This is a genomic window from Nocardioides conyzicola (assembly GCF_039543825.1).
GTDB lineage: Bacteria > Actinomycetota > Actinomycetes > Propionibacteriales > Nocardioidaceae > Nocardioides > Nocardioides conyzicola.
In genome coordinates, this window is record NZ_BAABKM010000002.1 from 2,213,528 (window position 1) to 2,227,313 (window position 13,786).

12 protein-coding genes are annotated in these 13,786 nt (G+C 70.3%); 8 read left to right on the forward strand and 4 right to left on the reverse strand.

From position 1 onward, the window contains the following. The first annotated feature begins 32 nt into the window (after positions 1 to 32). Complete coding sequence (locus tag ABEA34_RS13750; RefSeq protein WP_345521883.1) at positions 33 to 515, forward strand: RrF2 family transcriptional regulator; 483 nt, start codon at positions 33 to 35, stop codon at positions 513 to 515. Here ABEA34_RS13750 and ABEA34_RS13755 read toward each other — a convergent pair. After that, positions 512 to 967: an anthrone oxygenase family protein gene (locus ABEA34_RS13755; protein ID WP_345521884.1), complete on the reverse strand. Its 456-nt coding sequence runs from the start codon at positions 965 to 967 to the stop codon at positions 512 to 514. The two genes, ABEA34_RS13750 and ABEA34_RS13755, sit on opposite strands and share 4 nt — an antisense overlap. Positions 968 to 1,053: 86 nt before the next feature. On the opposite strand from ABEA34_RS13755, the gene ABEA34_RS13760 reads away from it, so the two are divergent. Further along, positions 1,054 to 1,989 carry an AraC family transcriptional regulator gene (locus ABEA34_RS13760; protein ID WP_345521885.1) on the forward strand — a complete coding sequence of 312 codons (936 nt, stop codon included), beginning with the start codon at positions 1,054 to 1,056 and terminating at the stop codon, positions 1,987 to 1,989. Here ABEA34_RS13760 and ABEA34_RS13765 read toward each other — a convergent pair. From ABEA34_RS13765 to ABEA34_RS13775, 3 genes are read right to left on the reverse strand one after another with little or no spacing between them, the layout of a single operon-like run. Then, entirely contained in the window at positions 1,986 to 3,059 is a 1,074-nt protein-coding gene (locus tag ABEA34_RS13765) for an NAD(P)H-dependent amine dehydrogenase family protein (RefSeq protein ID WP_345521886.1), read from the reverse strand. The genes ABEA34_RS13760 and ABEA34_RS13765 overlap by 4 nt on opposite strands. A gap of 6 nt (positions 3,060 to 3,065) precedes the next feature. After that, entirely contained in the window at positions 3,066 to 4,223 is a 1,158-nt protein-coding gene (locus ABEA34_RS13770) for a sulfotransferase family protein (protein ID WP_345521887.1), read from the reverse strand. A gap of 13 nt (positions 4,224 to 4,236) precedes the next feature. Beyond that, the gene (locus tag ABEA34_RS13775) at positions 4,237 to 5,079 is read right to left on the reverse strand and encodes an SDR family oxidoreductase (protein ID WP_345521888.1); all 843 of its coding nucleotides are present in this window, start codon (positions 5,077 to 5,079) and stop codon (positions 4,237 to 4,239) included. A 137-nt stretch (positions 5,080 to 5,216) separates the two neighbouring features. Here ABEA34_RS13775 and ABEA34_RS13780 point away from each other — a divergent pair, with 137 nt between their 5' ends. The 6 genes from ABEA34_RS13780 (at position 5,217) to ABEA34_RS13805 (ending at position 13,781) form a co-directional block, all read left to right on the forward strand. Next, positions 5,217 to 6,986: a flavin-containing monooxygenase gene (locus ABEA34_RS13780; protein ID WP_345521889.1), complete on the forward strand. Its 1,770-nt coding sequence runs from the start codon at positions 5,217 to 5,219 to the stop codon at positions 6,984 to 6,986. Between the two features lie 136 nt (positions 6,987 to 7,122). After that, complete coding sequence (locus tag ABEA34_RS13785; RefSeq protein ID WP_345521890.1) at positions 7,123 to 8,277, forward strand: substrate-binding domain-containing protein; 1,155 nt, start codon at positions 7,123 to 7,125, stop codon at positions 8,275 to 8,277. A gap of 59 nt (positions 8,278 to 8,336) precedes the next feature. Beyond that, positions 8,337 to 9,119: an ATP-binding cassette domain-containing protein gene (locus tag ABEA34_RS13790; protein WP_345521892.1), complete on the forward strand. Its 783-nt coding sequence runs from the start codon at positions 8,337 to 8,339 to the stop codon at positions 9,117 to 9,119. Beyond that, a complete protein-coding gene (locus tag ABEA34_RS13795; protein ID WP_345521893.1) occupies positions 9,116 to 10,306 on the forward strand; it encodes a sugar ABC transporter permease in 1,191 nt (396 codons plus the stop codon). The genes ABEA34_RS13790 and ABEA34_RS13795 overlap by 4 nt, the downstream gene beginning before the upstream one ends. A 62-nt stretch (positions 10,307 to 10,368) precedes the next feature. Further along, a complete protein-coding gene (locus ABEA34_RS13800; RefSeq protein ID WP_345521894.1) occupies positions 10,369 to 12,948 on the forward strand; it encodes an acetoacetate--CoA ligase in 2,580 nt (859 codons plus the stop codon). Then, on the forward strand, positions 12,948 to 13,781 hold the full coding sequence (locus tag ABEA34_RS13805; RefSeq protein WP_345521895.1) for a mycofactocin-coupled SDR family oxidoreductase: 834 nt from the start codon (positions 12,948 to 12,950) through the stop codon (positions 13,779 to 13,781). The genes ABEA34_RS13800 and ABEA34_RS13805 overlap by 1 nt, the downstream gene beginning before the upstream one ends. Positions 13,782 to 13,786: the final 5 nt, after the last annotated feature.

The following is a 13,786-nucleotide window of genomic DNA, read 5'->3' on the forward strand; positions in this document are numbered from 1 at the left end:
CTTGTCATCCATGATTCGCGTAGGATGCCGCCATGAAGATGTCCGGGGGCGTGGAGTGGGCCGTGCACTGCTGCGTGGTCCTCAGCGAGGCCGAGGGTCCGGTGCCTGCGCAGCGGCTCGCCGAGTTCCACGGCATCTCGCGCACCTACCTGGCCAAGCACCTGCAGGCGCTCTCGCGAGCGGGCATCGTCAGCTCGACCGAGGGACGGGTCGGCGGCTACGTGCTGACCCGGCCGGCCGACCAGGTGACCGTGCTCGACATCGTGCTCGCCGTCGACGGCCGCGAGCAGGCCTTCCGGTGCACGGAGATCCGGCAGAACGGTCCGCTCCCCGCCACCGGTGCCGTCTGCGAGAAGCCGTGCGGCGTCGCCCGGGTGATGTACGCCGCCGAGCAGGCCTGGCGCTCCTCCCTGAAGGAGGTGACCGTCGCCGACCTCGCCGCGTCCGTCACGGCCGACGTCGGGGCCGGCACGTTCCCGGCGCTGCGCGGCTGGCTCGCGGGTGACGCCGTCTAGGACCTCCACGCCGCCCAGGCGAGGCAGGCGAGCGCGCCGGTCGAGGTGAGGGTGCGCACGACGTTCCACCGCACCCACGCGGTCTCGAAGTCGGCGCGCGAGCCGCCCGCAGCGAGCGCGTCGTTGAGCGGGATGTTGCCGACGGCGGTGACGGCCACGGTGCCCAGCGCGAGCGCGAGCCCGGCGATCGCCCAGCCGCGGGCGCCGGACCCGGTGGTCGCGACGGCGACCGCGGCGAGGGCCGGGGCGCCGAGGAAGGTCAGCATGAAGACCGGGTTCACGATCGCCACGTTGATGTGGTTCATCGACGACGTGAACGTGTGGTCGTCGGTGCGGGCCAGGCCGGGCATCACGCCGCTCGCCCAGGTGTAGTAGGTCCCGGCCTGGAGGCCGGCGGCGACGGTGGCAGCCAGCAGGACGGGTCCGCGGACGGTGTCGAGGAGATCGCTCATGGAACCAGCAGACCGCGGATCGGTGAGACGATCCATCGTCGTACGGCGCTCTTCCATACGCGAGCGTCCAGGTCTACCGTGACGACATGGACGGACTGGCCGCGCTCCTCGACGGACCCCGCGCCCGCGGCGCGTTCCTGCTGCGCTGCCTGATGGACCCACCGTGGGCGGTGCGGCTCGAGGACGAGTCGCCGCTGTCGCTGACGGCCGTCGTGCGGGGCGGGTTCTGGGCGATCCCGGACGTGGGGGAGCCGTTCCGGCTCGAGGCCGGCGACGTCGTGATCGGCCTCGGGCCCGACCACTGGACGATCGCCGACTCCCTCGCGACCGAGCCGCAGGTCGTGATCCACCCCGGCCAGCACTGCACGACGCTCGACGGGCAGTCGCTCGAGGAGGAGATGCACCAGGGCGTGCGCAGCTGGGGCAACAGCGCCACCGGCGAGACGGTGATGCTCACCGGCGCCTACCTCTTGGAGGGCGAGGTGAGCCGTCGGCTGCTGCGGGCGCTGCCGCGCTTCGTCGTGCTCAGCGAGCGTGAGCTCGGCTCACCCCTGGTCGCCCTGCTCGCCGACGAGATCGTCAAGGACGACCCGGGCCAGGACGCCGTGCTCGACCGCCTGCTCGACCTCCTGCTGATCGCCGTCCTGCGAGCGTGGTTCGCGCGGCCCGAGGCCTCGCCTCCCGCCTGGTACGCCGGGCAGGGCGACCCCGTCGTCGGTCCGGCGCTACGGCTGATGCAGCACCACCCCGAGCACCCGTGGACCGTCGCCGAGCTGGCCACGGCCGGCGGGGTCTCCCGCGCCGCGTTCGCCCGGCGCTTCAGCGACGTCGTCGGTGAGCCCCCGATGGCGTTCCTGACCGGCTGGCGCCTGGCGCTCGCCGCCGATCTGCTGCGCGAGCCCTCGGCCACGCTGGCGACGGTCGCCCGGCAGGTCGGCTACTCCACGCCGTTCGCCCTGAGCACCGCCTTCAAGCGGGCGTACGGCGTCAGCCCGCGCGACCACCGCGCGCTGGTGGCCTAGCGGATCGTCCCGACCCCGGGGATGAGCGGCAGGTCGAGGGCGGTGACCCAGCCCGCGGGCAGGTCGTTGACGGCGGGTACGGCGTTGAGCGCGCGCAGCCCGGTGGCCAGGCACCCGGCGACCGCCGGCGCCCGGCCCGACCCGTCGGTGAAGCGGAACGCCGTCTCCTGGGTGATCGACGGCGAGCCGTGGATCTCGACCTTGTAGACGTCGTCGGCCGAGCCGGCCGGCCAGTCCGGTGCGGCGTCGAGGCCGATCCGGTTGACGTGCTCCAGGGAGATGACCTCGCGGCCCTGGAAGACGCCGTTGATCGTGAAGCGGATGGCGGCCACGTCGCCCGCGGAGATGACGCCCTTGGCCGTCGTGCGGTCGGTCGGCGTCACCCACTTCTCCCAGGTCGTGGTGATGTCGTCGAGCTCGATGCCGGCGGCGTGCGCGATCATCGGGACGGTCGCACCCCAGGCCATGATCAGCAGCTCCGGGATCTCCAGCAGCGGCGTGAAGTCGGGCGAGCGGCCGATGCCCATCTCGTCCTCGTAGTCGCCCTCGTAGTCGGTGTAGTCGAGCAGCTCCGACGCGCGCACGGAGTCGACCCGGCCGCACAACCCCATCAGGGTCAGGGGAAACAGGTCGTTGGCGAAGCCCGGGTCGATGCCGGTCGTGAAGCAGGAGGCGTTACCGGCGGCGCACGCCTCCGTGATCGGGTCGACCCAGTTGGCCGGGATCTGCTGCATCGTCGGCCACACCCACGGGGTCATCGCGGTCGAGCAGACGTCGATGCCGGCCCGCAGGAAGGCGGACATCACGCGGATGTTGTCGTCGGCGTACTGCGCCGTCGGTCCGTAGTGCACCAATGCGTCCGGCTCCAGGGCGATGAGCTCCTCGACGGAGTCGGTCGCGATCACCCCGGTCGGCGCGATGCCGCAGATGGTGCCGGCGTCGACGCCGACCTTGGCCGGGTTGGAGACGCCGACCCCGACGAGCTCGAAGACCGGGTGGTCGACGATCTCGGCGATCACCATCGACCCGACCACACCGGTGCCCCACACGACCACGCGCTTCTTGTCCATGACGTCCTATCGGTCGAAAGCGGCGCGGACCCGGTCCTCGGTGAGGCCGTAGTCCTTGAGCGTGTACGTGTGCGAGGGCTTGGCCTTGCCCTGCTTGGACTCCTGGTCGATCTCCTCGATCGCCGCCTGCACTTCGGGGGTCCAGTCGAGACCGAACTGGTCGTAGACCCGCCGGGTCACTCCGAGCGGGTCGGTCACCAGGTCCTTGAAGGCGATGTCGATGAACTGGTCCTGGTTGTACGCCGGCCGCGCGTCGTGGAACGCGTGGAAGGCCCGGGACCAGAGGTCCAGCTGGGTGTGGCCGATGACGCCGCCGACGTACGTCGAGCTGTGGCCGACCGTCGTCTCCGCGGACAGCGAGCACGACGACGCGATGCAGGTGACCGGGTCGCGGTGCGTGTAGATGATCAGGGCGTCGGGATAGACGGTCATCAGCGCGTCGAGTGCCGTCATGTGCGACGGGTTCTTCAGGATCCAGCGCTTGCCGACGTCGTTGAGCCCGACGAGCTGCAGGTTCTCCTTGTGCCGCGCGTAGGCGTCGGTCCAGTCCTGCTGCTTGAGCCACTCGGTGTAGCGCGGCAGGTTGGCCAGCGACTCGTAGGAGTTGGACTTGCCGGTCTGCCGCAGCAGCCGCCAGCACTCCTCGACCGTCGTGGCATCCATGTAGTGGATCCCCATGAACTCGGGGGACTCGACGTGGTGCGCCGAGAACGCCTGCTGCATGGCGGTGAAGATCGGGTCCGACTCCCACGTCTCCCGCGGCGGCCGGGGCTGGGGGTACTGCGTCAGCCACATCTCCAGGCCCTGCGAGCCCGGGTCCGCGTGCAGGTAGCGGTGCAGCGCCGTGGTGCCGGTCCGCGGCAGCCCCATCAGGAAGATCGGTCGCTCGATGGGGACGTCGACGTGCTCCGGGTGCGCGGTGAACTGTGCCTGCGTGAGCAGCACCCCGACCAGCGCCGACTTCACCTCGGAGCGCTGGAAGTAGTTGCCGCGCGGCGTCAGCCCGGCCTCCGGCGAGCTCAGGTCCTCGGTGAGGACCCGCAGGCCCTCCTCGTGGGCGGTCCCGCCGAAGTCGGACATGCCGGTCGTCCGGACGGCCGCCGCGACGATGTCGTCGTACGACCCGACGTCCGGGCGCTCCCGCACCATGATGTTGTCGCTCATGAGGTGGCCACCGTCAGCTGTGGAACTCGCCGCAGTCGACGGTCAGCATCTGACCCGTGACCGCGGAGGCCAGGTCGCTGGCGAGGAAGAGCGTCGCGCGGGCGACCTCCTCGGAGGAGGCCAGCCGCTTGAGGTCGGTCGGCGCGGCCTTCTCGGCGTACACCTGCTCGTGCGTCTTGTCCTCGACCGCCCCGAGGAAGTCGAAGTAGCCGCGGTTGACGTCCTCGTAGATGTACGACGGCGCGACGCTGTTGACGCGGATGCCGCGCGGCCCGAGCTCGGTCGCGAGCGACGAGGCGAGGTGCTCGAGCGCGCCCTTGGAGAGCTTGTAGCCGGCGTACTCGGGCTGCGAGGAGAAGGAGACGCAGGAGTTCAGCATGATGATCGAGCCCTTCGACTCCGCCAGGGCGTCGGCGAAGAGCGCCGAGAGCCGCAGCGGGGCGAAGACGTTGGTCTCGTTGACCTTCGCGAGCTTGCGCGGGCTGATCTGGGTGATCGGGTCCATCGGCGGGATCGTGAAGGCGTTGTTGATGACGCAGTCGACGCGGCCGAACGCCTCGAGCGTCCTGTCCCGCAGGTTGACCCGCGAGTCCTCGTCGGTCACGTCGGTGACCACGCTGACGACCTTCACCCCGTGGCCCTCGAGCTCCGCCTGCAGCTCGAGGAGCCGGGACTCCGTGCGGCTGGCGATCACGAGGTCGGCACCCATCCGGGCGGCCTCGTCGGCGAGGGACCGGCCCAGGCCGGGGCCGATGCCGGAGATGACGACGACCTTCCCCTTCAGCAGCGGGACGGCGCTGTAGCGCTCCTCGATGGAGGTGTCGTGGGCCTCGGCGTATCCAAGTTCGGTGGTCACGCCCACAGAGTAGAACCTGTTCCAGTTTTGGTCGAGAGCGCGTCAGAAAACTGGTCCAGAGGGGTTTTCCAAGCCGTGTGACGTGTGTAACACTCACGACCGAGCGATCGCTCGGTCGGGTTTGAGGAGGGAATATCGTGACGGTTGGAGTGGAGTCGCCACCGGCTCAGGTGGCAGCCGAGTTCCAGGGCTGGCTGGACTCCTTCGCGAGGGCGATGGAGAACGCCGACGCGGCCGCGGTGGCGGACGCGATCGACCCGGACTGCTGGTGGCGCGACCTGCTCGCGCTCAGCTGGGACCTCGGGACCTACCACGGCACCGAGCGGATCGCCGGCCTCCTGGACGACCACCTCAAGTCGGCCGCGGTGACCGACGTGGCCCTGGTGGCCGACTTCGGCCCGCGGTTCGTCGCCGAGGAGGACGGCCCCGGCACGATCGAGGGCTTCTTCACCTTCCAGACGCCCCGCGCCTGGTGCCGCGGCGTCGCCCGGATCCGCCAGGTCGACGGCGTCTGGCGGGCGTGGACGGTGATGACCGGGGCGGAGGACCTGAAGGGTCACGAGCGGGCTCTCGGCCAGCGCCGGCCCACGGGACCGCGCCACGAGACCGGTGCCACGACCCAGCGCAACTGGAAGGACAAGCGGGAGGCGTCGGCGACGTACGCCGACCACGACCCCGACGTCGTGATCCTGGGCGCGGGCCAGGGCGGCCTGGCGCTCGCGGCCAACCTGCGGCTGATGGGCGTCGACGCCCTGATCCTCGAGAAGAGCGAGCGCGTCGGCGACGGCTGGCGCAAGCGCTACCACTCGCTCGTGCTGCACGACCCGGTGTGGGCCGACCACCTGCCCTACCTGCCCTTCCCGCAGTCCTGGCCGATCTACTCGGCGAAGGACAAGATCGCTGACTGGTTCGAGTTCTACGCGCAGGCGATGGAGCTCAACGTGTGGTGCAGCGCCGACATGACGAGCGCGTCGTACGACGAGGGCACGCGCACCTGGACGCTCACGGTGCGGACGCCGGAGGGCGAGCGCACGCTCACCACCCGCGATGTCGTCCTCGCGACCGGGGCCGCCGGCGAGCCGAACGTCCCCGACTTCCCGGGGAGGGAGACCTTCGGCGGCACGGTCTACCACTCGAGCCAGCACCGCTCCGGCGGCGACTGGTCGGGCAAGAAGGCGATCGTGGTGGGTGCCTGCAACAGCGGGCACGACATCGCGCAGGACCTCCACGAGGCCGGCGCGCAGGTCACCCTCGTGCAGCGGTCCTCGACCCACATCATCAGCCAGGAGCACGGCATCCCGGCGATCTTCGGCGCCAACTTCACCGAGTCCGGGCCGCCGACGGAGTACGCCGACCTGCTGGCGTCCGCGTTCCCGTGGCCGCTGGTGCTCGAGGCCGCCAAGCAGGGCGTCCGCGACACGGCCGAGAAGGACGCCGCGCTGCTGGCCTCGCTCGAGGCCGTCGGGTTCAAGCTCAACGACGGCCCGGACGGGACCGGGCTGATGGGCTTCGCGCTGGCGAAGGGCGGTGGCTACTACATCGACGTCGGTGCCTCCGGTCTGATCGCGACCGGCCAGATCGCGCTCGCCCAGGGGTCGGGTCTCGCGGAGTTCACGCCGACCGGGATCAGGTTGGCCGACGGCCGTGAGCTGGACGCCGACCTGGTCGTGCTCGCGACCGGCTACTCCAACATGCGGGAGACGGCCCGGCGCCTGTTCGGCAGCGAGGTCGCCGACAAGCTGCCGCTCGTGCTCGGCATCGGCGAGGACGGGGAGATCGGCGGGCTCTACCGACGTACCGGCCAGGACGGGTTCTGGTACATGGGCGGACCGCTGGCCTGGGTCCGCGTCTACTCCAAGCACCTGGCACTCCAGATCGCTGCCGACCAGGCCGGGATCTCACCCTGACTTTCTCGGGGCTGTGCACCAACCCTGACCGCAGCTGGTCAGGTCCGACCGTTCCACGGTCATCCGATGAGGGCTGCCCCCAGCGCTCACGCATGCCCGGACCGCGAGGCCCGGGCGCTTCATCAAAGGAGAAGTGATGCAAGTCAGCAGCAAGAGGACGAGGTCCGGCCTCGGCGTCGTGGCGATCCTGTGCGGGCTCAGCCTGGTAGCGGCCGGCTGTGGCGGGGATGGCAGCGACTCGGGTGACAAGGGATCGGGAGGCGGCAAGAAGCTCGTCTACTTCATGGCGCCGAACACGACGCCGACCCGCTACATCGAGCAGGACGGCCCGGACTTCAAGAAGGCGCTGGAGGCGCTCGACCCCGACATCGAGGTCAAGTTCGTCAACGGCGGTGGCGACTCGGCGACCCAGCTCGGCCAGGCCAACTCGGCGATCTCGGCCGGCGCCAAGGCGCTCGTCGTCGTGGCCGCCGACCCCAACACCAGTGCCGGCCTCCTGCAGGCCGCCGACGCCGCCAAGGTGCCGGTGATCGGCTACGAGAACCCGCCGCTCAACGGACCCATGTACGCGCAGGTCATCTTCGACCCCTACAAGGTCGGCGTCCAGCAGGGTGAGTACTTCAAGAGCCAGGTCGAGGCCGGCGCCTTCGGTGACGGTGCGGTCGACCTGGCCCGTCAGTACGGCAACAAGGGCGACGTCTACACGACCGAGATGCTGAAGGGGCAGGACGAGGTCCTCAAGCCGCTCATCGACGACGGCACGATCAACGTCGTGTGCGAGGACTACATCAAGAACTGGGACCCGGCCGAGGCGCAGAAGGCCGCCGAGCAGTGCCTGACCAAGACCTCCAACAAGGTCGACGCGTTCCTCGGGTTCTACGACGGCAACGCGTCCGGCATCATCGCCGCGCTCAAGGGCAAGGACGTCAAGATCCCTGTGTACGGCGGCCAGAACCCCGAGCTGACCGGGCTGCAGTACATGCTGACCGGCGACCAGGAGGACGACGTCCTCAAGGCCTTCTCGGTAGAGGCCGAGGCGGCCGCCAAGATCGCGCTCGCCGCGATCAACGGCGAGGACCCGCCGTCCGACCTGGTCAAGGACGTCGTCAACAACGGCACCGACGACATCCCGACCGCCAAGCTCGACACCACGCTGATCCACCTCGAGGACGGCAAGGACCCGGGCGAGGTCGTCCAGCAGGCCGTCGACCTCGGCATCTTCAGCTGGGAGCAGATCTGTGACGGCGGCCCGGCCGCCGACACGCCCACCTGCAAGGAAAAGGTCGGCTGACCTACCGCGACCGGGGTGGCCGCCCGTCCGGGCGGCCACCCCTCACGAAGGAGGAACACATGCGCGACGTCGCCGAGGAGCCGTTGCTCGAGCTCAGCCAGGTGTCGAAGTACTTCGGTGGTGTCCGTGCCCTGCACGACGTCGACCTGCGGCTCTACCGGGGCGAGGTCGTCGGTCTCGTGGGCGACAACGGCGCCGGGAAGTCGACCCTCGTCAAGGTGATCTCGGGCGTCGAGCACCCCGACTCGGGCGAGATCCGGGTCCGAGGGGAGTCGATCCGGCTGGAGACCCCCCGCGCGGCCCAGGCCGCCGGTGTGCACACCGTCTACCAGGACCTGTCGCTGTGCGACAACCTCGACGCGGTGCGCAACGTGTTCCTCGGCCAGGAGGTCGCGGGCGGCGTGCTGCGCGGCCGCCGACTGGACCGGCACCGCATGGAGACGGAGGCCGCTGCGCTGCTCGACAGCCTCGCGGTCAAGATCCGCTCCCTGGTGACGCCGGTCGGGGGGCTGTCCGGGGGGCAGCGCCAGGGCATCGCCATCGCGCGTGCGCTGATCTCCGACCCCAGCCTCGTCCTGCTCGACGAGCCGACCGCCGCGCTCGGCGTCTCGCAGCGCACCGAGGTGCTCGAGCTGATCGTCCGGCTCCGGGCCCAGAACCGCGGAGTCCTGGTGATCTCCCACGACCTCAAGGACGTCCAGGAGGTCGCCGACCGGGTCGTGGTCATGCGCCTGGGCAGCAAGGTCGCCGAGTTCGGGCGCGGCGACTACTCGTCCGGCGACCTGGTCGCCGCCATCACCGGAGCCCACGAGGCTCCTCGGGACAACGGAGAAGTGCGATGACCGCCGCCACCAGCGACAACCCGCGTACGCCGTTGTCCTTCCGCATCGTCGCGGGACTGAGCGGGCCCTACCGCAGCATCCCGGTGCTGTTCGTCCTCGCGCTGATCTGGATCTACTTCTACTCGCAGAACTCGGCGTACCTCACGTCCAACAACATCAGGAACCTGTCGCTGCAGATCGTCACGACGGCCATCCTCGCGCTCGGGGTGGTGTTCGTGCTGCTGGTCGGCGAGATCGACCTGTCCTCCGCGATGCTCTCCGGGGTGTGCGCGACCGTGGCCGCCCAGCTCGCCATCAAGAGCGGCTGGCCGCTCTGGCTCGCCATCCTCGGCGCCGTCGCCGTCGGCCTGCTCTTCGTGTTCGCCGAGGCGTTGATCATCATCTTCGGGGTGCCGTCGCTGATCGTGACGCTGGGCGGGATGGTGATCCTGCAGGGCCTCCTGCTGGTCGTCCTGCCGCCCGAGTTCACGATCAACATCGGCGGCACCGACATGGCCAAGATCTCGTCCACCTACATCCCGGCGGGCTGGAGCTTCGCGCTCGCCGGCCTGGGCTGGCTGCTCTACTGCGTGGCGCGCTACCGCAGCCACCGGCAGCGCGGCGCCGCCGCGACGTCCTCGACGTTGGTCTCGGTCGGCGTGCCCGCGCTCATCAGCGGCGTGGTGATCGCCGCGACGGTGGCCGTGCTGAGCCCCGAGCAGGGGATCCCCCTGCCGGTGCTGATCCTGGTCGCGATGCTGCTGATCGCGTCGTACTTCACCAGCCAGACCCGGTACGGCGCGCACCTGTACGCCGTCGGCGGCAACCGCGAGGCGGCGCAGCGCGCCGGCATCCCGGTCTCCCGGATGGTCGTCCACTCCTTCCTGGTGCTGGGCGTCTGCTCGGCGGTGGCCGGCGTCGTCGAGGCCTCACGCCTGCTGGCGGTGTCGAACTCGTCGGGCGGCGGACCCTTGATGCTCAACGCGATCGCCGCGGCGGTCGTCGGTGGTGCCAGCCTCTTCGGCGGCCGCGGCACGGTGTGGGCCGCGCTCCTGGGGGCACTGGTGATCGGGTCGATCAACAACGGCGTCCAGCTGCTCGGACTGTCCACCGAGGTGCAGAGCTTCGCGACCGGTGGCGTCCTTATCCTTGCCGTTGCGATCGACGTCGTGATCACCCGCGGGTCGCTGCTGCCGAACCGACGATGATCAGCCAGACGAGAGGTGCGAGTGAGCGGGGAGGTGTGGACGTGACTGTCGAAGCTGGGTGGATGCCCACGGACGAACAGATTGATGGCTCGCGGGTGGTCCACTTCGCCCGGTGGCTGGGAAGCCAGGGCATCGTCACGCTCGACGACCCCCGTGACTACCGCGAGCTCCAGGCGTGGTCGGCCGCCGAGCCGGCTCGCTTCTGGGAGGCGGTGACGGTCTACTTCGGCGTCGACTTCGGGGCCAAGGCCGCCGAGGTGCTGTCGTCGCGCGAGATGCCCGGGGCCCGGTGGTTCCACGGCTCGTCGATGAACTTCGCGCGGGAGATGCTCAAGCACGGGGACGCCGAGCGGGACGCCATCGTCCTGGTGCGGGACGACGGCCACCGCGAGTCGGTGACCTTCGGCCAGCTGCGCGAGCAGGTCGCCGCCGTGGCGGGTGCCCTGGCCGACCGCGGCGTCGGGCAGGGCGACCGGGTGGTCGCCTACCTGCCCAACTGCATCGAGGGCGTCGTCGCCTTCCTGGCCTCCGCCACCATCGGTGCGGTCTGGTCGCAGACGGGCATGGACTACGCGCCGACCGCGGCCATGGACCGCCTCGGACAGCTCGACCCGACCGTGCTGATCGCGGGGACCGGCTACCTCTTCAAGGGGGTGCAGCAGGACCGGAGGGACGCCGTCGCCGAGCTCCGCGTGCTGCTGCCGGTGGACGCGCTCGTCGTCTCGATCGAGACCGGTGGCGTGCCGCGCGACGACACCACGCCGTACGACGTCACCTGGGAGCAGCTCCAGCACTTCAGCAAGCCGGTGACGACCGCGGTCAACGTGCCGTTCGACCACCCGTTGTGGGTGCTGTTCACCTCGGGCACCACCGGCCGGCCCAAGGGCATCGTCCACGGTCATGGCGGGGCCCTGCTCGAGCAGCTGATCTCCCCCGGCTTCCACATGGACCTCGGCGAGGGCGACGTCTTCTTCTGGTTCACCACGCCCAACTGGATGATGTGGAACGCCCAGATCTGCGGGCTCCTCCACGGCGCCACGATCGTGCTGTACGACGGCAGCCCCACGCACCCCGACACCGGGATGCTGTGGCGGGTGGTCGAGGAGCTCGGGGTCACCGTCTTCGGCACCAGCCCGGGCTACCTGCAGGCGAGCGCCCGCGACGGGCTCGAGCCCGGCCGCGACCAGGACCTGACCGCCCTCAAGCTGATCGGCGTCACGGGCTCGGTCCTGCCCGCCAGCAGCAACCAGTGGGTTCGCGACCACGTCGGCGCCGACCTCCAGCTCGGCTCGATGAGCGGCGGCACCGACATCGTCGGGATCTTCGTCGCCAGCGCCCCCAACCTGCCCGTCTACGACGGCGAGATCAGCGGTCCGGCCCTCGGGGTGGCGCTGGAGGTCTGGAACGAGCACGGCAACCGGCTGCCGCCCGGCGAGACCGGCGAGATGGTCATCACCCAGCCGATGCCCTCGATGCCGATCGCCTTCTGGGACGACCCGGAGGGCGAGCGCTACCGCGACGCGTACTTCGACGTCTTCCCGGGCGTGTGGCGCCACGGCGACTCGATCACGATCACCGAGCGCGGCACCATCGTGATCCACGGGCGGACCGACTCGACGCTCAACCGCAACGGGGTGCGGCTCGGCAGCGCCGAGATCTACGAGGCCGTCGAGTCGCTGCCGGAGGTGACCGACAGCCTCGTCGTGGGCGTCGAGCTGGCCGAGGGTGGCTACTGGATGCCGATGTTTGTCGTCGCCGACGCGGCGGGGGACGAGGACGCGCTCCGGGCGCGGATCGTCGAGACGATCGCCGGCCGGACCTCGCGTCGCCACGTGCCCGACGAGATCATCCTGGTGCCGAGCCTGCCGCACACGCGCACGGGCAAGCGCCTCGAGGTCCCCGTCAAGCGCATCCTGCAGGGCGCCGTACCGCGACGGGTCGCGAGCATGGGCGCCGTCGACGACGTCGAGGCGCTCAAGTGGCTGATCGACTTCGCCAACAAGCGCAACGGCGTCTCCGACGTCTCCCGGATCCTCCCCACGGACGCGTACGACGACTGGCGCATCTACCACGAGCAGGACCTGCCGCGGGTGCTCAGCGCGGCGCTCGACGTCTTCGCCGAGAAGGGCTACCACGGCACGACGACGCGCCAGCTGGCCGACCGGTCGGGGCTGTCGGTGCCGGGGATCTACCACCACTACAAGTCGAAGCAGGACATCCTGCTCGACCTGATGATGGTGATCGTCGACGAGCTCATCGAGCGCAGCCGCTTCGCGATCGCGGAGGCCGCCGACGAGCCGCGCGCACAGTTCGACGCCCTGGTGTCGAGCATGCTGCTCTTCCACGTCTACCGCCGCAAGGGCGCGATCGTCTCCACGAGCGAGCTGCGCAGCCTGGAGCCGGGCAACCGCCGCAAGTACCTCGAGCGGCGCGACGAGCTGCAGGCCATGCTCGACGGGATCATCGACCGGGGTGTCTCGACCGGCACCTTCGACACGCCCTACCCGGGCGACGCCGGCCGGGCGATCGCGTCGATGTGTGCGGGTGTCGCCACGTGGTACCGACCGGAGGCGCCGCTCAGCTTCGACCCGCTGCTCGACCGCTACCTCTCGATCGCCGAGGCGATCGTGGGAGTCCGCTGATGGGCCGCGTCGAGGGCAAGGTCGCCCTGATCACGGGAGCGGGACGCGGTCAGGGGCGCAGCCACGCGATCCGTCTGGCCGAGGAGGGCGCGTCGGTCATCGCCTTCGACATCTGCGCCCCCGTCGCGTCGGTGAGCTATCCGATGGCGAGCCGCGACGACCTCGAGGAGACGTGCGAGCTCGTACGCGCGGCCGGCGGCGACGTCTGCTCCGCGGTGGTCGACGTCCGCGACTTCGAGACGCTCTCGAGGGAGCTCGCGGCGGGCATCGAGTCCCTCGGAGGGCTCGACATCGTGGTGACCAACGCCGGGATCGCCAGCTACGCACCGGGGCACGAGATCTCGGAGGCCGCGTGGCAGGAGATGATCGACATCAACCTGACGGGCACCTGGCACACCATCAAGGCGGCGGTGCCGCCCCTGGTCGCCGCCGGCCGCGGCGGCTCGATCGTGCTGACCAGCTCGGCGGCGGGCCTCCAGGGCACGCCCAACCTCGCCCACTACGTGGCCGCCAAGCACGGGGTGACCGGCCTGATGCGGACCTTCGCCAACGAGCTCGCGCCGCACTGGATCCGGGTCAACAGCATCCATCCCACGCAGGTGGACACGCCGATGATCATGAACGACGAGATCTTCCGCATGTTCCGACCCGACCTGGAGTCGCCCGGGCGTGACGACATCGTCGACGTCTCCACCGCCACCAACGCGCTCCCGGTGCCGTGGGTCGAGTCGCGCGACGTCTCGAACGCCGTGCTGTTCCTCGCCTCCGACGAGGCCCGCTACATCACGGGCGTGGCGCTCCCCGTCGACGCGGGCATCCTGGCGAAGGTCTGACCGGT